The organism is Mesorhizobium sp. 01N446 (genome assembly GCF_056399285.1).
In genome coordinates this window covers 220,963-243,072 of record NZ_JBFTRA010000003.1, presented here as the reverse complement: position 1 = coordinate 243,072, position 22,110 = coordinate 220,963, and the positions used below count along the sequence as shown (strand labels likewise).

General features: G+C 63.2%; 21 protein-coding genes. 5 read left to right on the top strand and 16 right to left on the bottom strand.

Going from position 1 to position 22,110, the window contains the following annotated elements:
• Positions 1 to 2: 2 nt before the first annotated feature.
• The 15 genes from AC1DPX_RS15450 to AC1DPX_RS15380 form a co-directional block, all read right to left on the bottom strand.
• Entirely contained in the window at positions 3 to 2,372 is a 2,370-nt protein-coding gene (locus AC1DPX_RS15450; RefSeq protein ID WP_477237819.1) for a DUF1989 domain-containing protein, read from the bottom strand.
• Between the two features lie 260 nt (positions 2,373 to 2,632).
• Positions 2,633 to 3,310 (bottom strand): sarcosine oxidase subunit gamma, encoded by a 678-nt coding sequence (locus tag AC1DPX_RS15445; RefSeq protein WP_477237817.1) that lies wholly within the window; start codon positions 3,308 to 3,310, stop codon positions 2,633 to 2,635.
• Positions 3,249 to 6,230, bottom strand: coding sequence for a sarcosine oxidase subunit alpha (locus tag AC1DPX_RS15440; RefSeq protein WP_477237816.1), 2,982 nt, complete (start codon positions 6,228 to 6,230; stop codon positions 3,249 to 3,251). Before AC1DPX_RS15440 ends, AC1DPX_RS15445 begins: the two co-directional genes overlap by 62 nt.
• Entirely contained in the window at positions 6,230 to 6,505 is a 276-nt protein-coding gene (locus tag AC1DPX_RS15435) for a sarcosine oxidase subunit delta (RefSeq protein WP_202355427.1), read from the bottom strand. The genes AC1DPX_RS15440 and AC1DPX_RS15435 overlap by 1 nt, the downstream gene beginning before the upstream one ends.
• 16 nt (positions 6,506 to 6,521) lie before the next feature.
• Entirely contained in the window at positions 6,522 to 7,775 is a 1,254-nt protein-coding gene (locus AC1DPX_RS15430) for a sarcosine oxidase subunit beta family protein (protein WP_477237815.1), read from the bottom strand.
• A gap of 36 nt (positions 7,776 to 7,811) precedes the next feature.
• Positions 7,812 to 9,119 (bottom strand): type III glutamate--ammonia ligase, encoded by a 1,308-nt coding sequence (gene glnT / locus AC1DPX_RS15425; protein ID WP_115143675.1) that lies wholly within the window; start codon positions 9,117 to 9,119, stop codon positions 7,812 to 7,814.
• A gap of 33 nt (positions 9,120 to 9,152) precedes the next feature.
• Entirely contained in the window at positions 9,153 to 10,481 is a 1,329-nt protein-coding gene (locus tag AC1DPX_RS15420; RefSeq protein WP_202355425.1) for an FMN-binding glutamate synthase family protein, read from the bottom strand.
• A 6-nt stretch (positions 10,482 to 10,487) separates the two neighbouring features.
• The gene (locus AC1DPX_RS15415) at positions 10,488 to 11,219 is read right to left on the bottom strand and encodes a GltB/FmdC/FwdC-like GXGXG domain-containing protein (RefSeq protein WP_477237813.1); all 732 of its coding nucleotides are present in this window, start codon (positions 11,217 to 11,219) and stop codon (positions 10,488 to 10,490) included.
• A gap of 4 nt (positions 11,220 to 11,223) precedes the next feature.
• Entirely contained in the window at positions 11,224 to 12,120 is an 897-nt protein-coding gene (locus tag AC1DPX_RS15410) for a class II glutamine amidotransferase (protein WP_477237811.1), read from the bottom strand.
• An 85-nt stretch (positions 12,121 to 12,205) separates the two neighbouring features.
• On the bottom strand, positions 12,206 to 12,535 hold the full coding sequence (locus AC1DPX_RS15405; protein ID WP_202355422.1) for a hypothetical protein: 330 nt from the start codon (positions 12,533 to 12,535) through the stop codon (positions 12,206 to 12,208).
• Positions 12,532 to 13,221, bottom strand: a complete 690-nt coding sequence (locus AC1DPX_RS15400) for a hypothetical protein (RefSeq protein ID WP_477237809.1) — start codon at positions 13,219 to 13,221, stop codon at positions 12,532 to 12,534. Before AC1DPX_RS15400 ends, AC1DPX_RS15405 begins: the two co-directional genes overlap by 4 nt.
• Before the next feature lie 45 nt (positions 13,222 to 13,266).
• Positions 13,267 to 14,661, bottom strand: a complete 1,395-nt coding sequence (locus tag AC1DPX_RS15395; protein WP_202355420.1) for an APC family permease — start codon at positions 14,659 to 14,661, stop codon at positions 13,267 to 13,269.
• A 14-nt stretch (positions 14,662 to 14,675) separates the two neighbouring features.
• A complete protein-coding gene (locus tag AC1DPX_RS15390; RefSeq protein WP_202355419.1) occupies positions 14,676 to 14,837 on the bottom strand; it encodes a hypothetical protein in 162 nt (53 codons plus the stop codon).
• 23 nt (positions 14,838 to 14,860) lie between these two features.
• Positions 14,861 to 15,238 carry a hypothetical protein gene (locus tag AC1DPX_RS15385; RefSeq protein WP_202355418.1) on the bottom strand — a complete coding sequence of 126 codons (378 nt, stop codon included), beginning with the start codon at positions 15,236 to 15,238 and terminating at the stop codon, positions 14,861 to 14,863.
• 12 nt (positions 15,239 to 15,250) lie between these two features.
• Positions 15,251 to 15,538 carry a hypothetical protein gene (locus AC1DPX_RS15380; protein ID WP_202355417.1) on the bottom strand — a complete coding sequence of 96 codons (288 nt, stop codon included), beginning with the start codon at positions 15,536 to 15,538 and terminating at the stop codon, positions 15,251 to 15,253.
• Positions 15,539 to 15,824: 286 nt separating this feature from the next.
• Between AC1DPX_RS15380 and AC1DPX_RS15375 the strand changes: the two genes are divergently transcribed.
• The 4 genes from AC1DPX_RS15375 to AC1DPX_RS15360 are packed head-to-tail and all read left to right on the top strand — an operon-like array spanning position 15,825 to position 19,608.
• The gene (locus tag AC1DPX_RS15375; RefSeq protein WP_115143666.1) at positions 15,825 to 16,958 is read left to right on the top strand and encodes an aminomethyl transferase family protein; all 1,134 of its coding nucleotides are present in this window, start codon (positions 15,825 to 15,827) and stop codon (positions 16,956 to 16,958) included.
• Positions 16,959 to 16,999: 41 nt separating this feature from the next.
• A complete protein-coding gene (locus tag AC1DPX_RS15370; protein ID WP_202355415.1) occupies positions 17,000 to 17,596 on the top strand; it encodes a dimethylamine monooxygenase subunit DmmA family protein in 597 nt (198 codons plus the stop codon).
• On the top strand, positions 17,593 to 18,558 hold the full coding sequence (locus AC1DPX_RS15365) for a PDR/VanB family oxidoreductase (protein WP_202355414.1): 966 nt from the start codon (positions 17,593 to 17,595) through the stop codon (positions 18,556 to 18,558). The genes AC1DPX_RS15370 and AC1DPX_RS15365 overlap by 4 nt, the downstream gene beginning before the upstream one ends.
• A gap of 9 nt (positions 18,559 to 18,567) precedes the next feature.
• On the top strand, positions 18,568 to 19,608 hold the full coding sequence (locus AC1DPX_RS15360; protein WP_477237807.1) for a heme-dependent oxidative N-demethylase family protein: 1,041 nt from the start codon (positions 18,568 to 18,570) through the stop codon (positions 19,606 to 19,608).
• Between the two features lie 154 nt (positions 19,609 to 19,762).
• Here the strand turns inward: AC1DPX_RS15360 and AC1DPX_RS15355 are convergent, their stop codons facing one another.
• Entirely contained in the window at positions 19,763 to 20,476 is a 714-nt protein-coding gene (locus AC1DPX_RS15355) for a helix-turn-helix domain-containing protein (protein ID WP_064983208.1), read from the bottom strand.
• Positions 20,477 to 20,738: 262 nt separating this feature from the next.
• Here AC1DPX_RS15355 and AC1DPX_RS15350 point away from each other — a divergent pair, with 262 nt between their 5' ends.
• Positions 20,739 to 22,097: an NAD(P)-binding domain-containing protein gene (locus AC1DPX_RS15350; RefSeq protein ID WP_477237805.1), complete on the top strand. Its 1,359-nt coding sequence runs from the start codon at positions 20,739 to 20,741 to the stop codon at positions 22,095 to 22,097.
• The last annotated feature ends 13 nt before the right edge of the window (positions 22,098 to 22,110 follow it).

The following is a 22,110-nucleotide window of genomic DNA, read 5'->3' as shown; positions in this document are numbered from 1 at the left end:
AGTCAGGAGCGCGGTCTGGTCTTTTGCGGATCGTAATGGGCGAAGGCGACGACGCGTGCCGGCAGCCGCTTGGCGTGGCCGTCGAGCTTGCCGATCTCGACCTCCGTACCGGTGGCCGCATGGGTGACGTCGAGCCTGGCCAGCGCGATGTTCTTGCCGAGCACCGGCGAGCGCGTACCTGATGTGACCACGCCGATCTGAGCGCGGCCGACATGGACACAGTCGCCATGGCCGACATCGACATTGCTGTCGATGTCGAGCCCGACCAGTTTGTTCTGCGGGTTTTCCTTGCGCCGGATCAGCGCCTCGCGGCCGATGAAATCGTCGGTCTTGCTCTTCAGCGGCACGGTGAAGCCGATGCCGGCCTCGAACGGGTCGGTCTGGTCGGAAAATTCGTAACCGGCGAAGATCAGTCCGGCCTCGATGCGCACCATGTCGAGCGCTTGCAGCCCCATCGGTTTCAGCCCATGCGGCTGGCCGGCCTCCCAGATCGCGTCGAACACCTTTTCGGCGTCACGCGGATGGCACCAGATCTCGTAGCCGAGCTCGCCCGTATAGCCGGTGCGCGAGACGACGATCGGGATGCCATTGCCGCCGCCGATGCGGGCAACCGCGAAGCGGAACCATTCGAGCTCGTCGATCGACGGCTGCAGCGGCGAGGTCCATATCACCTCTCTCAGGATGTCGCGGCTCTTCGGGCCTTGCACGGCGACATTGTGCATCTGGTCGGTCGACGAGCGCACCAGCACGTTGAGCCCGAGCTTCTTGGCCGTCTCGCGCAGCCATTCGCCGGACAGATCGTCGCCGCCGACCCAGCGGAAATTGTCCTTGCCGAGCCTGAGCAACGTGCCGTCGTCGATCATGCCGCCATGCTCGTAGCACATGGCCGAGTAGACGACCTGGCCGACGCCGAGTTTCTTGACGTCGCGGGTCAGCGTGTATTGCAGCAGCGCTTCGGAATCCGGGCCGGTGACCTCGAATTTTCTGAGCGGCGACAGGTCCATGATCACGGCATCCTGCCGGCAGGCCCAGTATTCGGCGATCGGTCCGTCCTTGGCGAAGGAATTGGCCAGCCAGTAGCCCCTGTACTCGGCGAAGTTGCGGGTGTGCTTGGCGAAGGACGAATGGAAGGCGGTCTCGCGGGTCATTTTCGGTTCCGAATCGGGCGTCATGCGTCTGGCGATCGCTCGCGAGAATTTGTGCTGGCCGGAATAGGTCCGCACATGGATGTCGGTGAGGTCCCAGCCATTGGCCGGCGTCGTGTCGTCGGGGCAGGCGGAGGAAACGCAGACGATGTCGGTCAGCGCGCGCAACAGCACATAGTCGCCAGCTCGCGACCATGGCTCGTCGGACACCATCACGCCATGCGCATCGATCGCCGTGTTGAAGAAGAAGTTGATCGCCATCCAGCCGGCGCGGGGAGTGACGCCCTTGCCGGCCAGGGCGCCGTTGAAATTCTCCGAGCAGTTGGTGTGGCCGGGATAGCCGATATCGTCGTAATATTTGGCGGCGCAAGCCAATGCGAAAGCATCATGCCTGCCGCATGTGTCCTGCACCACCTCGACCAGCGGCTCCATGTCCTGGTCGTAATATTTCGAATGCAGGCCGGGCATCGGGTAGCTCGACCCCATCAACGTCCGCGTCGTCGTCACGTCGAGCGGATGGTCGAGGCCTCTGTCCAGCTTGCGCGCCGAAAAGCACTGGAAGTCGGTGCACTGGCGGCCGTCGACGTCGATGATCTGCAGATAGTCGCCGGCCTTGACGAAATAGGATTCCGCCGTCGCCGAATGGACGCGCAGGTCGAGCACCGGATCGGCGAGGGGATCGGCCAATTGCGACTTCGATTTCAGGCGCACCGTGGCGCGCCGCACGATGACGGTAAGCGGTGTCGCCGTGTCGTGGCCATCGACCAGCATCGGCCCGCCGGGCGCGGCGATGATCATCGAGCCATCGCGCACGACCGTGAAACTCTGTTCCGTTCCGGCCGGCGTGGTGGCGCCGAACACGCGCACGGCCTTTGCCTGGTCGAGTTGCACCTGCCGGCGCGCCAGCCCACGCCGCAGGGTCGCGAGACTGTCATCGCCCTCGGCGAGCAACGCCTTGATGCCGGCGGCATTGCTGTTGGACTTTTCGCCTAAGATGCCGGGATCGGTGGCGCCTGTGTTGTCCCAGGCCAGCAGCTCGCAGGCCTGGCCACCCTCGACATTGCGCACCGTGATCGTGTCGCCGGCATCAACCTCGATCAGCACCGCGCCATTGCCCTGGACCGTATAGCGTTCCATGCCGGGCGGCAGCGCGATCTGGCCGGGCCTCAGGATGAGGCTCGGACGCGGCGGTCCGGCTGTGACCGTGGGGTAGGGTGACTGGCTCATCTCAGCCTTGCGGTTCGAAGTTTGCCTGTGTGTGAAATTATTTTAGCAGCAAGAATAGCAGCGCGGTTGAGTTTGGCAAGGCGGGGGTGATGTAAGCTCCCTTTCTCCCCCTGTGGGAGAAGGTGTCGCAGAAGGCGACGGATGGGGGGTGCTCCAGGGAAAGTGAACGTCTCACTTCGCTGGAACACCCCTCATCGGTCTCGTCGCTGTGCGCCAATCCATCTTCTCTCACAAGGGAGGAGGAAGAGCGTTCACAAACGCTACGCCAGTTCCTCGGAATGGCTGATCGCCACGCCGTACTCCGCAGCCGAGTCGAGCATCGTATGCCAAAGGCTCTCGGCAAAAGTCGCGAACACCAGAACGTTGAACACGGCCAATCCATCTCGATCACTTCCCCGCCACAGCGTGACGCTGGTGTGATCCATCGAGGTCGCGGCAGCCGCGCCAATCGCGAACACATCGGCATACAGATCGATCGACGACAGCTTGGCCAACATCGCCCGCGCCTTGACGCCGGAAACGCTGATCAGCACCCGCGCATGCGACTGGTCGGAGAGCGAAGCCGAACCGGCAAAGGAAGGAGCAAGCGCCCCAATCAAGTGCTTGCCACCCTTCGACAGGACGAAAAATTGATCCGGTCCCGACCAGATCAGCGCGGCACCGGAAGTCTGCACCGCCTTCGGCGTTTCTGGAGGCGCAACGCCGAACCGGCCCATCGCAGCCGTGGCCAGCTCCGCCGCCTTGCCGCGCCGCGCCATCACTTGCACCAACTCAAAATTGCGGATCTCGGTCAGCGCCACGCCGGCTTCACCAGCCGCGCCATAAGACCCGGCGACAAGCGAGCGATCGAGCGGGCTGCGAACGTCCCAGAAAAACTCAGCCACGCTGGCGCCCCCCATCCGGATCGTAGAAGACGGGATTGCAGAGTTCGACGTCATAATCCTCGCCGCGTATCGGGTCATGCGCATGGACGATCTCACCGATGCGTTCGCGGCCGCGCTCGACCAGCGCCAGCCCGATCCACTGGTCCGCTGTCGGCGAGAAGCAGACCGAGGTGACATAGCCCTGGTCGTTGCCTGGCCCGGGTGTCTGCCCTTTCGGTATAATGTGCGCGCCCGAGCGCAGGCGGCGCACTCTGTCCGTCGGCTTGACGCCGACCACGACCTGCCGGTTCGGCGCCACCAGCGCCTCACGGCCGGCCATGACGCGGCCGATGAAGTCTTTCTTGGTCGACATCATCTTGCCGAGGCCGAGATCGGCGGCCGTCGTCGTGCCGCTCAATTCCGGTCCGGCGATATGGCCCTTTTCAATGCGCATCACGCCGAGCGCTTCGGTGCCGTAAGGCGTGACGCCGAACGGCGCGCCGGCCAGCATCAGATTGCGCGCCATCGCCTCGCCGTAGCGCGCCGGAACGGAAATCTCGAACGCCATTTCGCCGGAGAAGGAGATGCGGAACAGCCGCGCCTTGATGCCGCCGCGCAAAGCGACTTCCCGCGCCCCCATGAACGGAAAACCTTCGTTGGAAAGGTCCTCCGCCGGATCGACGATCTCCTTCAGCAAATCGCGGGTCTTGGGGCCGGCGATGGAGAACTGCGCCCACTGGTCGGAGACCGAGGTCAGCTGCACGTCGAGCTCGGGAAACAGCACCTGCCGGCAGAATTCGAGATGCTGCATCACCAGTCCGGCCTTGGCCGTGGTGGTGGTCAGGAAATAGTGGTCCTCGGCCAGCCGCGACGTCGTGCCGTCATCATAGACGATGCCGTCCTCGCGCAGCATCAGCCCGTAGCGGGCCTTGCCGACGGCAAGGTTGGAGAAGGTGTTGATATAGACGCGGTCGAGGAAGGCGCCGGCATCCGGGCCATGCACGTCGATCTTGCCGAGCGTCGAGACATCGCAGAAGCCGACACCGCTTCTCACGGCCTTGACTTCGCGCGTCACCGATTCCAGCCAGTCCTTCTCGCCCGCGCGGGGGTACCACTGCGCGCGTTTCCAGAGTCCGGTGTCGACGAAGATCGCGCCCTGTTCGGCGGCCCAATGATGCGAGGGCGTCAGCCGCGTCGCATGGAACGTCTCGTCGCGATGATGGCCGGCAAAGGCACCGATGGCGACGGGCACGTAAGGTGGCCGGTAGATCGTCGTGCCGGTCTCGGGAATGGATTTCCCGGTTACGGCCGCCATGATGGCGAGGCCGGCGACATTCGACGTCTTGCCCTGGTCGGTCGCCATGCCGAGCGTGGTGTAACGCTTCAGATGCTCGACCGATTCAAAACCTTCGCGCTGTGCAAGTTCGATGTCGGAGGCGGTGACATCGTGCTGGTAGTCGACGAAGGCCTTGCCCTTGCCGGCGACGTGCCAGAGCGGGTTGAGCGAGAAAGCCTCGTCATCGGCGACCGGCGCTGAGCCGACCGTGCCGTTGCGCCCGACATCCCGCGCGGCTGCCGCACCGGCTGCGAAGCCCTCGGCCAGGCAGGCGCCGAGGCCGAAGGCTCCATTCGCCGCACCCGCCGCGACCATGCCGGGAGGCGCGCCGTCGGGCACGAAGGCGGCGATGTCGTCGCGCCATTTCGGCCGGCCGCGATGATAGGAGGTGAGCCCGACCGCCGGATTCCAGCCGCCGGAAACGGCAAGCCCGTCGGCCTCCACTTCGGCGCGCGCGCCGCCGGCGAGCGACACCGCGATTTTCCTGATACCGTCCTTTCCGCCGTCGACGCCGCTGACGGAGCCATGCAGCACCGTGAAGCCGTTCTTGGACGCCAGCGAGCGATGTGCCGGCGAAACGTCCGGCCGCGCGTCGATCACCGCGGCGATCTGCAGTCCGGCGCCGAGTGCGGTTTCGACCGTGCGCCAGCCATCCTCATTGTTGGTGAACAGCGCGATGCGTTTTGCCGGAGCGGCGGCATAGCGCGCGACATAGGTCCGCATCGCGGATGCCATCATCACGCCGGGCGTGTCGTTGCCGGCAAAGACGATCGGCCGCTCGAGCGCGCCGGCCGCGACCACGCAGCGCCTGGCCACGATCCGCCACAGCCGCTGGCGCACCTGATGTTCGGGCGGCGAGGGCAGGTGGTCGTTGACGCGCTCCAGCGCGCCATAGGTACCGCTGTCATAGACGCCGAACAGCGTCGTGCGGGTCATGATGCGGACATCGGGCATCGCCGCGAGTTCAGTCAATGTCCGCGCCAGCCATTCGGCCGCCGGCAGCCCATCGACCGTGCCGCCATCCGACAGCAGGCGGCCGCCAAGCGTGAAATCTTCCTCGCAGACAATGACGCGGGCGCCCCTGCGGCCGGCGGCCAATGCTGCCGCCAGACCGGCCGGACCGGAGCCGGCGATCAGCACATCGCAATGCGCCCAGGCCTTGTCGTAGTGGTCGGGATCGGCAACGCCTGAAGCGCGGCCAAGACCTGCGGCGCGGCGGATCGCCGGTTCGTAGATCGCTTCCCAGAACTTCGCCGGCCACATGAAGGTCTTGTAGTAGAAGCCGGCGACGAAGATCGGCGCGAACAGCTGGTTCACCGACATCACGTCGAAGGCGAGCGACGGCCAGCGGTTCTGGCTGGCGGCCTCGAGCCCCTCATAAAGCTCCGCCGTCGTTGCCTTTGTGTTCGGCTCACGCCGGGCGCCGGTGCGCAGTTCGACCAGCGCGTTGGGCTCTTCCGAGCCAGCGGACAGGATGCCGCGCGGGCGATGGTACTTGAACGAACGGCCGACCAGCTTGACGCCATTGGCAACCAGCGCCGACGCCAGCGTGTCGCCCTGGAAGCCGGAAAAGCTCTTGCCGTCGAAGCGGAAGTTCAGCGGCGCCGTGCGATCGATGAGACCACCCTTGTCCAGCCGGTTCGTTTGCGCGCCGGCCATCACGCACCAACCTTTGCCGCGCCGGCGCCGGCCGCCGGTTCGACCGCCGAAATCTCATGCGTCAGCGTGTTGCGGGTGACCTTCAGCCACGCCCGGCAGCCGCCGCCATGATACCAGTTCTCACTCATCACGCCGGCTATGTTGTCGCGCAGATAGACATAGTCGTAGACGGCATCTTCACCGGCATCCGCCGCCGGCCGCACCGGTTTGGCGTCGCCGAGATAGGTGAACTCGCCGAGTTCGCGTTCGCCGCAGAAGGGACAGACAATGCGCATGGTTTTCTGGCCGCCCTCAGTGCAGGTTCGGTTGGGCGCCCTGGCCCTTTTCGTCGATCATGGCGCCGGTCCGGAAGCGGTCGAGGCGGAACCGTGCGGCCTCCTCATGCGGCGTGTCGCGGGCCAGTAGATGGGCAAAGACGAAGCCGGATCCCGGCGTTGCCTTGAAGCCGCCATAGCACCAGCCGGCATTGAGATAGAGCCCGTCGACCGGCGTCTTGTCGATGATCGGCGAACCGTCCATCGACATGTCCATGATGCCGCCCCACTGGCGCAAAAGCCGCACGCGGCCGATCATCGGCATCAGCGCCATGCCGCCCTCGCAGACATCCTCCATGACAGGCAGATTGCCGCGCTGGGCATAGGAATTGTAGCCGTCAATGTCGCCGCCGAAGACAAGGCCGCCCTTGTCCGACTGGCTGACATAGAAATGGCCGGCACCGAAGGTCATCACGCCGGGGATAAGCGGCTTGATCGCCTCGGAGACGAAGGCCTGCAGCACATGGCTTTCGATCGGCAGGCGCAGGCCGGCCATGGCAGCGACGCGCGAGGAAGAGCCGGCCACCGCCATGCCGACCTTGCCGGCGCCGATCCTGCCGCGCGAGGTCTCGACACCGGTCACCTTGCCGTTGGCGTCCCTGACAAAGCCGGTCACCTCGCAATTCTGGATGATGTCGACGCCGAGCCCGCTCGCCGCATGGGCATAGCCCCAGACAACGGCATCGTGCCGCGCCGTGCCGCCGCGCCGCTGCAACAGACCGCCTTGCACCGGAAAGCGTGCATTGTCGTAATTCAGGAACGGCATCATCTTCTTCACCGCCGCGAGGTCCAGCAGTTCGGCATCGATGCCGTTGATGCGCATGGTGTTGCCGCGCCGCGCATAGGCGTCGCGCTGCGCGTCGGAATGGTAGAGGTTGATGACGCCGCGCTGGCTGACCATCGAATTGTAATTGAGGTCCTGCTCCATCCGCTCCCACAGCTTCATCGACAATTCGTAGAAGCCGGTATTGCCGGGCAGGCCGTAATTGGAGCGGATGATGGTGGTGTTGCGGCCGGCATTGCCGGAGCCGATCCAGCCCTTTTCCAGCACGGCGACATTTTTGATGCCGTATTCGCTGGCGAGGAACCAGGCGGTGGCCAGGCCATGGCCGCCGCCGCCGATGATCACCACATCGTAGCGATCCTTCGGCGTGGCGTCGCGCCAGGTGCGCTGCCAGTTCTTGTGGCCGGAAAGGGCAGCGCGGGCGAGCGAGAAGATCGAGTATTTCATCAGTTCATTCCGAGGTCGCTCGCCCAAACTGGATAGTTAGATGTCCAGCGTGTGGTCGCGCTCCCATTGCGTGAAGTGCGAAGCATAGGAATTCCATTCCTGGTGCTTCAGCTTTAGGTAGGCCGACGAGAATTCCTCACCCAGCGCCGCCTTGAGCGATTTGTCCTTGTCGAATTCGCGCAGGGCGTCGAGCAGGTTGAGCGGCAGTTTCGGCGCGCCCTTCACTGTGTGTCCGTGCTGGTACATGTCGATGTCGTAGCGCTTGCCGGGATCGGCCTTGGATCGGATGCCGTCGAGACCGGCGGCAATGATCACGGCCTGCAAGAGATAAGGGTTTGCGGCGCCGTCGGGCAGGCGCAGTTCGAAGCGGCCGGGGCCGGGCACACGCACCATATGGGTGCGGTTGTTGCCGGTCCATGTCACCGTGTTCGGCGCCCAGGTGGCGCCCGAAATCGTGCGCGGCGCGTTGATGCGCTTGTATGAATTGACCGTCGGGTTGGTGATCGCTGCCAAGGCCGAGGCATGCTTCATGATGCCGCCGAGGAAGTTCTTGCCCTTGGCCGACAGGCCGAGTTCCATCGAATTGTCGGCGAAGACGTTGGTCTTGCCTGCCTTGTCCCATACCGAGATATGGGCATGGCAGCCATTGCCGGTCAGGCCCTGGAACGGCTTCGGCATGAAGGTGGCGCGCAGACCATGCTTTTCGGCCACCGACTTGACCATGAACTTGAAGAAGGAGTGCTTGTCGGCGGTGGCGAGCACGTCGTCGAAGGCCCAGTTCATCTCGAACTGGCCGTTGGCGTCCTCATGGTCGTTCTGGTAGGGGCCCCAGCCGAGCGCCAGCATGTGGTCGCAGATCTCGGCGATGACGTCGTAGCGGCGCATCACCGCCTGCTGGTCGTAGCAGGGCTTGGAGGCCGTGTCGTATTGGTCTGAGATGACGCTGCCGTCGGGCGAGATCAGGAAGAATTCGGCCTCGACGCCGGTCTTGACATGCATGCCATCGCCGGCGGCCTCCGCGATCAGCCGCCGCAGCGTGTTGCGCGGCGTCTGGTCGACTTCCTTGTCGTCCATGACACAGTTGGCGGCGACCCAGGCCACCTCCTTCTTCCATGGCAACTGGATGACGGAGTCCGGATCCGGCACCGCCAGCATGTCGGGATGCGCTGGCGTCAGGTCCAGCCAGGTGGCGAAACCGGCAAAGCCTGCGCCGTCCTTCTGCATATCGGCGATTGCCTGCGCCGGCACCAGCTTGGCACGCTGGCCACCGAACAGGTCGGTGTAGGAAATCATGAAATATTTGACGCCGTTCTTTTTGGCGAAAGCGGCGAGATCGTTCCCCATTATAGTTCCTCGCTTGGTATTTTGGATGCTGTCTTAGAAGCCGTTCTTCCCCGGTATCCAGTTGGTGCCGGCGAGCGGCACGCCGGCCATGGCGGCGGCTTCGATGGTGAGCGCGACGAGATCCTCGGGCTCGAGATTGTGCAGGCTGTTCTTGCCGCAGGCGCGGGCAATCGTCTGCGCCTCGAGCGTCATCACCTTGAGATAGTTGGCCAGCCGCCGTCCGGCAGCGATCGGGTCGACCCGCTTCATCAACTCCGGGTCCTGCGTGGTGATGCCGGCGGGGTCGCGGCCCTCATGCCAGTCATCATAGGCGCCGGCCGTTGTGCCGAGCTCGTTGTATTCCGCCTCCCAGCGGGGATCGTTGTCGCCGAGAGCGACGAGGGCGGCCGTGCCGATGGAAACCGCGTCGACACCGAGCGCCAGCGCCTTTGCGACATCGGCGCCGTTGCGGATGCCGCCCGAGACGATCAGCTGCACCTTGCGGTGCATGCCGAGATCCTGCAGCGCCTGCACCGCCGGGCGGATGCAGGCGAGCGTCGGTTGGCCGACATTCTCGATGAACACTTCCTGCGTTGCCGCCGTGCCGCCCTGCATGCCGTCGACGACGACGACATCGGCGCCGGCCTTCACCGCAAGCGCGGTGTCGTAATAGGGACGGGCGCCGCCGACCTTGACGTAGATCGGCTTCTCCCAGTCGGTGATTTCGCGCAGTTCGAGGATCTTGATCTCGAGATCGTCCGGGCCGGTCCAGTCGGGGTGACGCGAGGCGGAGCGCTGGTCGATGCCTTTCGGCAGCGTGCGCATCTCGGCGACACGGTCGGAAATCTTCTGGCCAAGCAGCATGCCGCCGCCGCCGGGCTTGGCGCCTTGGCCGACGACCACCTCGATGGCATCGGCGCGGCGCAGGTCGCGCAAATTCATGCCGTAGCGCGAGGGCAGATATTGGTAGACCAGTTGCTTGGAATGGCCGCGCTCTTCCTCGGTCATGCCGCCATCCCCCGTCGTGGTCGAGGTGCCCGACAGCGTCGCGCCGCGTCCGAGCGCTTCCTTGGCCGGGCCGGACAGCGAACCGAAGCTCATGCCGGCGATGGTGATCGGGATCTTCAGCTCGATCGGCTTCTTGGCATGGCGCGAGCCGAGCACCACCGATGTGTCGCAGCGCTCGCGATAGCCTTCCAGCGGATAGCGCGAGATCGAGGCGCCGAGGAACAGCAGGTCGTCGAAATGCGGCAGCTTGCGCTTGGCGCCGGCGCCCCGGATATCATAGATGCCGGTCGCCGCGGCGCGGCGGATTTCGGAAAGCGTGTAGTCGTCGAAGGTCGCGGATTTGCGCGGCGTCGTCGGCGGGTTGCGATAGGTCATGCTGCCTCAATACGCGTCGGCGTTGTCGATATTGAAATTGTAGAGCGTGCGCGCCGAACCGTAGCGCTTGAACTCCGACGGCTTGACGCCGGTGACGCCGGCGCGGTCAAGCAGGCCCTGCAGCAATTCAAGATGCTCGGGACGCATCTCCTTGGCGATGCAGTCCGCACCCAGGCTGTCGACCTTGCCGCGCACGAACAGCCGCGCTTCATAGATGGAATCGCCCAGCGCATCGCCGGCGTCGCCCAGCACCACGAGGTTGCCGGACTGCGCCATGAAGGCCGACATGTGGCCGATATTGCCGTGCACGACGATGTCGATGCCCTTCATCGAAATGCCGCAGCGCGACGAGGCGTTGCCCTCGATGACCAGCAGGCCACCCTTGCCGGTGGCGCCGGCATACTGGCTGGCGTCGCCTTTAACGATGATAGCGCCCGACATCATGTTCTCGCCGACGCCAGGGCCGGCCGAACCGTGCACGGTAATGGTGCTGCCGGAATTCATGCCGCCGCAGTAGTAGCCGACGCTGCCGCGCACATCGATGCTTACGGGCTGGTCGACGCCGACGGCGACCGAATGGCTGCCCTTCGGATGCAGCACTTCCCACGCCGTTTCGTTCGAACCGGGCGTCAGATTGTGCAGCGCCTGGTTAAGCTCACGCAGCGACGACACATCGAGATCGAAGATCCGCGAGGCTTGGTCCTGCGTCGCCGCCTTGGAAAGTTTGGTTGCCGGCATGAACTCAATGCTCCCAGAAATAGACGGTTGCGGGTTCCGGTTCCCAGACCCTCGCATTGTCTATGCCGGGCAGTTTGGTCAGCGCGCGATACTCCGAGCCGAAGGCGACATACTGGTCGGTCTCGGCCATCACGGCAGGCTTGCAGGCGATCGGGTCGCGCACCACGCCAAAACCGTTCTTGGTGCCGACGACGAAGGTGAAGAAGCCGTCGAGGTCGGAGAGCGTGCCTTCCAGCGCCTCGCCGAGGTTCTTGCCATGCGCCATCTGCGAGGAGAGGTAGGCGGCTGCGACCTCGGTGTCGTTCTCGGTTTCGAATTTCATGCCTTCGCGGATCAGCTCGCGGCGGACATTGTTGTGGTTAGACAGCGAGCCATTGTGCACCAGGCACTGGTCGGCGCCGGTCGAGAAGGGATGCGCGCCCATCGTCGTCACCGCCGATTCCGTCGCCATGCGGGTGTGGCCGATGCCATGCGTGCCGGTCATCTTGCGCACGTCGAAGCGATCGACCACCGCTTCCGGCAGGCCGACTTCCTTGTAGATCTCGACAACGTCGCCCGCGCCCATGATGCGGATGTCGGGACGCAGCGCCTGGATCGCCTCGCGGGCTTCGTCGATCTTGGCCGGCGCGGTCCTGACGACGGCATGGGTCGACTTCACCGCAATGCTCACAGGTGCGCCGATGGCCTTGGCAAGCTCGATATCGAGGTCGCGAAAATCGCGCGCGGGTTTCGCCGACTGAATGGTGATTTTGGCTTCATTCTTGGAAGGCGCGCCATAAATGGCGATGCCAGCGCTGTCGGGGCCGCGATCGCTGAGTGACACCAGCATCTCCGACAGCATCTCGCCGAGCTTCGGCTCCAGCGACTTGTCCTTCAAAAACAGTCCGACAATTCCACACATGTCAGCCTCCCGGCGTTTGTAGCTAAGAGATGATGTACCGAATGCGGTGCTCGAATTCAATCATATGAAAAAAATTTTCCTGTAGTTACGTATGCGGCGTGATGCCGCCTTGTGAATTGTCGCTGTCCCGCGCGGCATTGTGGACCCATAGCGCATGGCGGATGCGGGCCAGCTTGTAGGCGTCCAGAACAGACAGCGCATAGATCAGGAAGCCGCCGGCATGGCGGCCGATGAAGCTGGCGTCGGACGGCGCGATCTTGGCGGTCACCCAGGCCAGGATCACCATGAAGAACAGAAACTGCAAGCCCCGCACCGGCACACCCAGAATGACATGGCCGCTACCCGGCAGTACGATTGCCGAGCCCAGGACGAGATAGGGGTTCACCGGCGTCGGCTGTGGGCTCGAACTGGTCATGCGGCTTGCCGTTCGCTTTTGTTGATGGCATCGCGCAGCGCCGAAAGAGAGGTGAGCAGCCGCTCGATCAGCGCCGGATCGATCTGCGCGTCACCGAACGCGGCCTGCCGGAAAACGCCGTAGCGCGCCCGTTCGGCCTCGGCCAGCAGCCAGACGATGCGCACCCCGTTTGGCGTGATCAGCAGTTCCTTGGCGCGTCCTTCCGAAAACGGTTCCAGATGTTCGGCGATGGTGCCTTGCGGGAAACGCGTGCCGCGGCGGTCGGTCCGTAGCACCGCCTCGGCCGGAAATCCCGGAGCCTTGGGCAGCGTATGCTGGAGATGGTCGAAATTGGAGAAGGTCGTCGGCGAGCCCGGCCGCATCATCATGTCGAAGGTGGCTGGCACGGCCACCTTCTCGGTGATCGAGACGCTGAGCCAACGGGCCGGGAGCTTTCGCGTCGCCAGCGTATCGACGATGGTACGCAACTGAACACGCTGGCCGTTCCACGATCCTTCCCAGGTGACGACGCCGGCGGTGCCGTCCGAAACATCGGCGGCGTCGGCGATGACGGTGCGAATGCTGGCTTCGTCGGCGGCGAGCGCCGCCAATGCCCTGTTGCGGCTGCGGCGCGCCAGCCACGTGAGGTGAAGGGCGAGAGCCAGGACAATCGCCCCGGCGAGCAGTGCTGATGTCACTTCGGACATTTTATCATGCCTGGCCCATCCGGCATCCGGACGGGCCGTCTCCCATCAATAGCCCTGCGGTTTCGGCCACGGCATGGTGAACTGGTCGCCGCGGCGCACATAGCGGTAGCGGTAGAAATGGAACCACAGCGAGATCAGGAAGTAGAAGGCGACCATGGCAATCAGCTGCGAGCCGTAACCGAGGAAGATCGCAAAGAAGGTCACCACGCACAGGCAGAACAGCACGATCGCCGGCAGCGGATGGAAGGGGTGCGTGTAGCCGCGGCGGATCGAGCCGAGCGGCCACTTCTTGCGGAACATCATGATGTTGATGCTCATGAAGGTGTATTGCAGTACGCCCGACAGGATCGAGAAGGTGATCGCCTGGTTGAGGTCGGCGATGAAGGCGAAGGCCAGCGCGATCGGCAGCAGGAACAGGATCGAGCGGTAGGGCGTGCGGTATTTCGGATGCACCGCCGAGAACCAGCTCGGCAGATAGCGGTCGCGGCCAAGCGAGAACCACGCGCGGGCAGCATCATTGATGCAGCCATTGGCCGAGGCCAGCGCCGCCAGCAGCGTGGCGATGAACAAGAGGTTCTCGAGCAGCGGACTGCCCGTCAGCTTGCCGGCGTCCCACAGCGGATAATAGGTGATGCCGAGATATTCCCAGGGCATCAGCGAGGCGCAGACATACCAGGTCATGGCGGCAGCGATCAAAAGCGTGATCATGCCGGCCATGGTGCCATAGGGCAGCGAGCGGGCCGGCGAGCGCACTTCCTCGGCCGCCTGCGTGGTGCCTTCGATGCCGAGATAGTACCAGATGCCGAACTGGAAGGCGGCGATGACGCCGATCCAGCCATAGGGCAGCGCATTGCCGGGCGTGACCAGCTCATTGAGCTTGAGCACCGCGCCTTGCGTCCACGGGCTGACCGAGAAGAACAGGATGACGATCGAGATATAGGCGATTGCCGTGATGACGAAGTTGACGTTGAGCGTCATCAGCACGCCGCGATAATTGAGCCACGCCAGAACCACGATGGTGGCGGCGATGAAGGAATTGTGGGTGAGCCCTTCGACGCCGGCCTTGGCGACGATGGTGTCGCCGAGCAGGATGGCGTCTGAGACCTCCAGCATCGTGTAGGCAAACACCAGGAACAGCGCGACGTTGAACGCCATCAGCGGCCCGACAATGTGCTTGGCCTGTGCGTACTGGCCGCCGGCGGCGGCTACCGTCGATGTCACCTCGGAATCAATCATGGCGACTGAGGTGTAGAGCAACCCGACGACCCAGCAGACGATGAGTGCCGCCAGAGCGCCGCCCTTGTCGGCGGAAAAATTCCAGCCGGTGAATTCACCGACCAGAACGATGCCGACGCCGAGCGCCCAGACATGGGCCGGGCCGAGCACCCGCAGGAGTGAGACCCTGTCGCCGTGAATTGCCGGTTCAAGTGCGGTCGTCATTGTTCAATCCCCACTCAGATCCGGTGTTTTTCGGAAACGGCTTCAAGTTCGCCTTCACGCGACGAGGTCAGGACGTCCTCGGAATAGGTCGTATCGACCTTGAACCAGTCGTAGAGCATCCACAGCGCGAGCAAGACCGAGATGCCCCAGCATGCGTAAGAGAGTGCCATCCACATGATCGTGTCCCCCGTCCAAACTCTTACTTGTCGTCGAATTTTTCGTTGATGACGTCGCGGTATTCGCGGTCGGATGCGCGGAACAGGAAGACGAAATAGCCGATCAGCACCGCCGCCATGATGATCAGCGTCGGCCAGTCGATGACATAGTGGAAGCGGTTCTGGATGACGTCATGCGCGGTCTCGGGCGTGTAGCCGAGCTTCTCCCAGATCGCGGCCATGGTCGGGTTCTGGCCAAGCGCTTCCCAGGTCTTGGCATCGAGCGCGTCGATGGATTTGGCGGCTCCGGCAAGGCCGAGCTTCAGCGGCAGCCACAGCGCCACGAAGATGGCGACCACCACGACGACGATATCGAAAACCTGGCCGGCCTTGCTCTGCTCCGGCGGCGTATAGCGCGGCATGTTCTTGACCCCTCAGGTATTGCGATTGCGGGCCGCGTCGGCATTCTTGATGTCGAGCCCGTAGATGAAGTCCTTGTCTTCCTTGTAGTGTTTGACCATCGCCAGGATCGCGGCGGTGTTGAAGATCAGCACGGCGGCGGCGGCAATCGCGACGACGGCCTTGATGCCGCTGTCGGGAATGTACGGCCATGTCATGAAGAGGACGAAGAGGATCGTCGCCCACAGGCAGATGATCAGCAACGCGGATCCGCGCAAGTCGGAGCGATACAGCGCCTCGATGCGCTGCTGCAGGTCTGACATCGGTTTTCCCCTTTTTTCCGACGTTCGGCTCCGAATCCGCCGCGCGCCGCCCTCTTTCAAGAGAGTGAAATTTTTTTCATAAATTCAGGCCGTTTACGGCAATTGTCAAGGCGAATTTACGTAGAGTTAACCGTTTGCTTGGGGCGACCAATTTTGCCTGACAATGAAATTATTTGCTTTCAGGGGATTGCGGCTCTCGCGCGTTTGCGGTCAATATTCAACCCAAAGCTCCGGCCTCCGCGCCAAGGAGCAGGGAACAATGGATTTTTGAACGGAGGACGATCGGATGACGGCATCCTGGAGATTTTCGACCCTGGCGGATCGCCATCGCGCGCTGGGTTCGAAGCTCGAAGACTGGAGCGGCATGGGCACCGCCTGGACCTACGACAAGGACGCTGACGAAGAGTACATCGCCATCCGCACCAAGGCCGGGCTGATGGATGTGTCGGGCCTGAAGAAGGTGCACATCACAGGGCCGCACGCCTCGCACCTCATCGACCTCGCCACCACGCGCGACGTGGAAAAGATCTACCCCGGCAAGTCGGCCTATGCCTGCATGCTGAACGAGGCGGGAAAATTCACCGACGACTGCATCCTCTACCGCACCGGCCCGAACAGCTGGATGGTCGTGCATGGTTCGGGCACCGGCCATGAGGAATTGCAGCGCGCCGCGATGGGCCGCGATGTCTCGCTGCGCTTCGACGACAATCTGCATGATCTGTCGCTGCAAGGGCCGACGTCAGTCGACTATCTCGCCAAGCATGTGCCGGGGATCCGCGACCTAAACTATTTCCATCACATGCAGACCCAGCTCTTCGGGTTCCCCGTCATGATCTCGCGCACCGGCTATACCGGCGAGCGTGGCTACGAGATCTTCTGCCGTGGCCAGGATGCCGGCACGATCTGGGACAGGATCCTCGACGAGGGCAAGAGCGCCGGCATCATTCCCTGCCGCTTCACCACGCTCGACATGCTGCGCGTCGAAAGCTACCTGCTGTTCTATCCCTACGATAATTCCCAAAAGTATCCGTTCGAGAACGAAGGCCCCGGCGACACGCTGTGGGAGCTCGGCCTCGACTTCACCGTCAGTCCCGGCAAGACAGGTTTTCGCGGCGCCGAAGAGCACTACCGGCTGAAGGGCAAGGAGCGCTTCAAGATCTATGGCGTGCTGCTCGACGGCAAGGAGCCGGCCGACGAGGGTGCGCCGGTCTATCGCGACGGCAAAAAGGTCGGCGTGGTGACCTGCGCCATGTATTCGCCGCTGGTCAAGAAATCGATGGGCATCGCCCGCCTCGACGTCGACTGCGCGGTCAAGGACACCAAGCTCGAAATCCGCAACAAGAGCGGGGCGATCAAGGCGACGGCGCAGCCATTGCCGTTCGACGATCCCAAGAAGACCAAGCGCACAGCGAAAGGTTGAGGCATAATCAACAGCGAGGGGTTCGAGGCACGAAGACTTAAATGGCAGCCAAAAGCATCATCAGTCGGCCGGTCTACGGAACGCTCTCTCCGCAGCCCGGCAAACACCATCTTTTCATCGCCGATGCCGAAGGTGCGCTCGCCATTACAGACATGGCCGCAAGAGCGCCGGCCGGCTTTTTCGACGGCGCCGAAATCGTCTTCATCCCGGGCCCCGACGGCAAGCATGTCACCGCCCTCGAAGCGCTGAAGCCGGCGCAGTTCCATCAGGCGCCATCCTTCGCCAGCCTGCTGCCACGCCTCAAGCAGACGTTGAGCAACGCACATATGGGCCTGCGCCTCTACCTTGCCGGCACCGAGGGCCTGATCGGCCAGGCCATGCAGGTGGCGCTTGAAGCCGGCATCGACCACACCTCCATGCAGACCGAGCATCGCGGCTCACTGGCGCGGCGCATGCAATGCGTGCACTGCAAGGGCATCACTGAGAACGTGACGACGCAGCCGGCCACCTGTTCGCATTGCGGCCTGCTGCTTCTGGTGCGCGATCACTATTCGCGGCGGCTGGCGGCTTTCCAGGGTGTCTGCATCAACGCCGAGGATCGCTCGGAGATTCCTCCAATCGAGGAGGCCTTCCCATGAGCACCGGCACCACAAAACTCGATGTCGTGGTCAGCGATGTCGTCCCGGTCAACGAACTGGTCACCCGCTTCCATTTCCGCCGGCGCGACGGTGAGCTGTTGCCGACCTTTTCCGGCGGCGCCCATGTCGTGGTCGAGATGCGCGACGGCGACCGCACAAGGCTCAATCCCTATTCGCTGATGGGCTCGCCGCTCGACACGCGCGAATACACCATCTCGGTGCGTCGCGACGATGTCGGACGCGGCGGCTCGCTGTTCATGCACAGGTCCGTCAAGCCGGGCCTGGAGATGGTGATCAGCTACCCCGTCAATCTGTTCTCGCTCGATCTCAGGGCGAAGAAGCATCTGATGCTGGCCGGCGGCATCGGCATCACGCCGTTCATGGCGCAGACCGCGCAACTGGCGGGGGAGGGCGGCAATTTCGAACTGCATTACACCTGCCGCACCGCCTCGCTCGGCACCTATGCCGACGTGCTGCGGGAGCGTTACGACAGGCGCATCAGGCTCTATCATGACGACCTGGACGAGCGCATCGATCTCGACCGCTTGCTGTCGACGCAGCCGCTCGGTACGCATCTCTACGTCTGCGGCCCCGCCGGCATGATCAACTGGGTGCGCGACCGCGCGGCCGCCTTGGGCTGGCCGTCGGAGGCCGTGCATTTCGAGCATTTCGCGGCACCCCAACCCGGCCTGCCTTTCGATGTGACGCTTGCCGTCAGCGGCAAGACGATCCGGGTCGACGAGCAGCAGAGCCTGCTGGAAGCCATCGAGGCGGCCGGCGTCGATCCGCCCTATCTCTGCCGCGGCGGCGTCTGCGGCCAGTGCGAGACCAACGTCATCTCCTACGATGGCAAGTTCATCCACAACGACCACTGGCTGAGCGAGGAAGACCATCGCTCCGGCTGCAAGATCATGCCGTGCGTATCGCGCTTCGAGGGCAAATCGTTGGTCTTGGAAAGATAGGAGGCGAGCTTGGGCATCACCTTTCGCAAGGAAACGTTTCGCGACGATTTCACCTTCAGGAACAGCCCGGAGCACATCAGGCGGTTCCCGTTCCCGTTCCATGAAGACGCCTACATGTATGCGGTCAACATCGAGCCGCATGTCGTCGGGCCCAAGGGCAGCGTGCTGGAAAACCTGATCGACGTCGACGAGCACTATGTCGCCGAGATGCAGGATCGCGCTTTGGTGTTGGCCGAGGATCCGTTGCGCTGCCAGTCGCTGCCGCACATGACGCTGGCCGGCTGGGACCTGCTCGAGCTTTTGATGGAGCAGCAGGCGCTGGGCTATCCCGAGCATTTCACGCTTGAGCGTAACGGCCATCGCTGGCGCTGGATCAACCGGCCGCTCGGCATCGACGACACCTTCACTTTCGGCGACACCTCGACACTGCCTTACGGGCCGATGGAATACATCACCCGCCAGAGCCAGGGCGATTTCTGTATCCTCGACCAGCGCGACGGCAATCTGTGGATGGATGCCGGCATGGTCACCACCCAGGCCGACTGGTCGCTCGATTTCGACATCGGCATGAATTTCTTTGAGTGGCACGCGCCGGTGCCGCTGGCGCATGAGAAGGGCATTTTCACCAGGGCGCTGAAATTCCTCACCAACATCCAGCAAGGCAAGCCGGCGCGGCGCCTGAACTGGACGATGACCATCAATCCGCGCCTCGACACCAGCCCGGAAAATTACCACAAATGGGGACCGGACCGCACCACGGTGACGCCGGAGAATGTCGGCGACAAGGTGCATCTGCGCGTCGAATTGCAAAGCTTCTGGCGGCTGCCGCGCTCGAACGGCATCGTCTTCCCGATCCGCTGCTATCTGATCAAGATGGACGAGCTGGTGACGCAGCCGAAATGGGCACGCCGCCTGCACCGCGTCATCCGCGATTTGCCGGAGGAACTCGCCACCTACAAGGGCCTGACACGGTACCGGCCCACCTTAGTGGAGTGGCTGTCGAAGCTGGACGACGGCAGCCCAACTTCACCCGGTTTCGGGCCGGACTAAGGTGTCCAGACTAAGGTGTATTGATATTCAGGTCAGGCCGAGTCGAAAATGGTGGCTTCCGAGAACCGGAGCGGAGCGTACTTTTCGTACGTGAGCACCGGAAGCGCAGGAAGCCGCCATTTGCAGGCCGGCCTCACCTGAATTGCAATACACCTTACCCAGCGCTGTTCTGCGGATAGCAAATAATCGACAGATACCGCATCGGCAGTTTCGTCAGTTGCTCCGGTCCGTGCGGCGCGTCGGCGTCGAAGAACAGGCTGTCGCCAGGCTTCATTGGGTAGAGATTGCTGCCGTGCCGGTAAACGACTTCGCCCTCCAGCATGTAGAGGAACTCCATGCCCTCATGCTGGAAGGTCGGAAACACATCGGAGTCTTCGGTCAGCGTGATCAGATAGGGTTCGACGACGACGCCGCTGGTGTTCGAGCCGATATGGCCGAGCAGATTGTACTGATGGCCGGCGCGCGTGCCGCGGCGCTCGACATCGAGGCCTTCGCCGGCCTTGACGAAGACAGCGCTGCGTTCCTCCTCGAAGCGGCGGAAGAAGGCGGTGACGGGAACGCCGAGCGCCCGCGACAGCGCCTGCAGCGTGGTCAGCGACGGCGAGGTGATGCCGTTCTCGATCTTCGACAGCATGCCGAGCGAAATGTCGGTGGCGACGGCGAGATCGGCGACGGTGATGCCGAGCTTCTTGCGGAATGCCCGCACCTCGCGGCCGATCGCCACCTCCAGCACTTTCTCGCGTGTGTCGCGAATGGCGTGTGGATTCTGCGTCAGCGGCGCCCGGATGGTTTTTCCATCGGCCGAAACCTTTGGCTGGGGCTTCGGCTTGGCGCCGGCAAGCCCGGCCTTGGAACTGTCTTTCGCCATGTCGCCCCCGGACCTCGCGGATTTATTTCACTCAAGGTGAACATGTCAGCTGGCGATACATCAGCGCGGCGGTGTCGGCAAGCCGTCTTAAGTTCGATCCGCCGATCCGATGAATTCCGCGAGCGAAGGTTTTTCACTGGGAATCCGTTGCGGGCAAACGCCGTTCCCGCAGATGTCTGTTGACAGCACCGAAGGGCCAATTAGTGTCACTGTCAGTGAAATTTGTTTCGCTGGGGAAATCAAAAATGAGGAGGCCCTGCAAATGAAAACTCGTGTTGCCGTCATCGGCGCCGGACCGTCCGGCCTGGCACAGCTCAGGGCCTTCAAGTCGGCTGAAGACAAGGGCGAGGACATTCCCGAGATCGTCTGCTTCGAAAAGCAGTCGGATTGGGGCGGCCTGTGGAACTACACCTGGCGCACCGGCCTCGACGAGCATGGCGATCCGGTGCACGGCTCGATGTATCGCTACCTCTGGTCGAACGGCCCTAAGGAATGCCTGGAATTCGCCGATTACACGTTCGAGGAGCATTTCGGCCGGCCGATCGGCTCCTACCCGCCGCGCGCCGTGCTGTGGGATTACATCAAGGGCCGCGTCGAGAAATCGGGCCTGCGCAAATGGGTGCGCTTCAACAGCCCGGTGCGTATGGTGACCTTCTCGGACGAGACCCAGAAATTCACCGTCACCGCGCATGACCGCACCAACGACGTCACCTATTCCGAAGAGTTCGACAACGTCGTCGTCGCCTCCGGGCATTTCTCGGTCCCCAACGTGCCCTATTTCGAGGGCTTTTCGACCTTCAACGGCCGCATCCTGCACAGCCATGATTTCCGCGACGCGATGGAGTTCAAGGGCAAGGACATCCTGATCATCGGCCGCTCCTATTCGGCCGAGGATATCGGCTCGCAATGCTACAAATACGGCGCCAAATCCATCACCTCCAGCTATCGCTCCAAGCCGATGGGCTTCAAATGGCCGGAGAACTGGAAAGAAGTGCCGCTGCTGCAGAAGGTCGTCGGCAAGACAGCTCACTTCAAGGACGGCACATCAAAGGATGTCGACGCCATCATCCTGTGCACCGGCTATCTGCATTCCTTCCCCTTCCTCACCGACGACCTCAAGCTCAAGACGGCCAACCGCATGTGGCCGCTGGACCTTTATGAAGGCGTGGTGTGGGAGAAGAACCCGAAGCTCTCCTATATCGGCATGCAGGACCAGTTCTACACCTTCAACATGTTTGACGCGCAGGCCTGGTTTGCCCGCGATGTCATCATGGGCCGCATCAAGCTGCCCTCCGCCGAGGCGATGGCCGAGCACGGCGCCAAGTGGCGGGCGCGTGAGGAAACGCTGGAAGACGCCGAGCAGATGATCTGGTTCCAGGGCGACTACACCAAGGAATTGATGGACCAGACCGACTATCCCGGCTTCGACGTCGAGGCGGTCAACCAGACCTTCATGGAGTGGGAACACCACAAGGCGGAAGACATTATGAGCTTCCGCGACCACGCCTACCGTTCACTGATGACCGGCACCATGGCGCCGCTGCACCAAACGCCCTGGCTGCAGGCGCTGGACGATTCCATGGAGAGCTATCTCGAGGTGAAGGGCGTCGCGGCGGAATAGCCGCGGCGCATCG

What these genes read in the sequence shown, in the direction of transcription:
- AC1DPX_RS15415 (WP_477237813.1), bottom strand. Translation starts at nt 11,219, where the DNA reads ATGCCGGCAACCAAACTTTCCAAGGCGGCGACGCAGGACCAAGCCTCG.
- AC1DPX_RS15450 (WP_477237819.1), bottom strand. Translation starts at nt 2,372, where the DNA reads ATGAGCCAGTCACCCTACCCCACGGTCACAGCCGGACCGCCGCGTCCG.
- AC1DPX_RS15370 (WP_202355415.1), top strand. Translation starts at nt 17,000, where the DNA reads ATGGCAGCCAAAAGCATCATCAGTCGGCCGGTCTACGGAACGCTCTCT.
- AC1DPX_RS15365 (WP_202355414.1), top strand. Translation starts at nt 17,593, where the DNA reads ATGAGCACCGGCACCACAAAACTCGATGTCGTGGTCAGCGATGTCGTC.
- glnT (WP_115143675.1), bottom strand. Translation starts at nt 9,119, where the DNA reads ATGGGGAACGATCTCGCCGCTTTCGCCAAAAAGAACGGCGTCAAATAT.
- AC1DPX_RS15420 (WP_202355425.1), bottom strand. Translation starts at nt 10,481, where the DNA reads ATGACCTATCGCAACCCGCCGACGACGCCGCGCAAATCCGCGACCTTC.
- AC1DPX_RS15440 (WP_477237816.1), bottom strand. Translation starts at nt 6,230, where the DNA reads ATGGCCGGCGCGCAAACGAACCGGCTGGACAAGGGTGGTCTCATCGAT.
- AC1DPX_RS15355 (WP_064983208.1), bottom strand. Translation starts at nt 20,476, where the DNA reads ATGGCGAAAGACAGTTCCAAGGCCGGGCTTGCCGGCGCCAAGCCGAAG.
- AC1DPX_RS15410 (WP_477237811.1), bottom strand. Translation starts at nt 12,120, where the DNA reads ATGTGTGGAATTGTCGGACTGTTTTTGAAGGACAAGTCGCTGGAGCCG.
- AC1DPX_RS15435 (WP_202355427.1), bottom strand. Translation starts at nt 6,505, where the DNA reads ATGCGCATTGTCTGTCCCTTCTGCGGCGAACGCGAACTCGGCGAGTTC.
- AC1DPX_RS15390 (WP_202355419.1), bottom strand. Translation starts at nt 14,837, where the DNA reads ATGTGGATGGCACTCTCTTACGCATGCTGGGGCATCTCGGTCTTGCTC.
- AC1DPX_RS15380 (WP_202355417.1), bottom strand. Translation starts at nt 15,538, where the DNA reads ATGTCAGACCTGCAGCAGCGCATCGAGGCGCTGTATCGCTCCGACTTG.
- AC1DPX_RS15385 (WP_202355418.1), bottom strand. Translation starts at nt 15,238, where the DNA reads ATGCCGCGCTATACGCCGCCGGAGCAGAGCAAGGCCGGCCAGGTTTTC.
- AC1DPX_RS15405 (WP_202355422.1), bottom strand. Translation starts at nt 12,535, where the DNA reads ATGACCAGTTCGAGCCCACAGCCGACGCCGGTGAACCCCTATCTCGTC.
- AC1DPX_RS15395 (WP_202355420.1), bottom strand. Translation starts at nt 14,661, where the DNA reads ATGACGACCGCACTTGAACCGGCAATTCACGGCGACAGGGTCTCACTC.
- AC1DPX_RS15445 (WP_477237817.1), bottom strand. Translation starts at nt 3,310, where the DNA reads ATGACGTCGAACTCTGCAATCCCGTCTTCTACGATCCGGATGGGGGGC.
- AC1DPX_RS15400 (WP_477237809.1), bottom strand. Translation starts at nt 13,221, where the DNA reads ATGTCCGAAGTGACATCAGCACTGCTCGCCGGGGCGATTGTCCTGGCT.
- AC1DPX_RS15350 (WP_477237805.1), top strand. Translation starts at nt 20,739, where the DNA reads ATGAAAACTCGTGTTGCCGTCATCGGCGCCGGACCGTCCGGCCTGGCA.
- AC1DPX_RS15375 (WP_115143666.1), top strand. Translation starts at nt 15,825, where the DNA reads ATGACGGCATCCTGGAGATTTTCGACCCTGGCGGATCGCCATCGCGCG.
- AC1DPX_RS15430 (WP_477237815.1), bottom strand. Translation starts at nt 7,775, where the DNA reads ATGAAATACTCGATCTTCTCGCTCGCCCGCGCTGCCCTTTCCGGCCAC.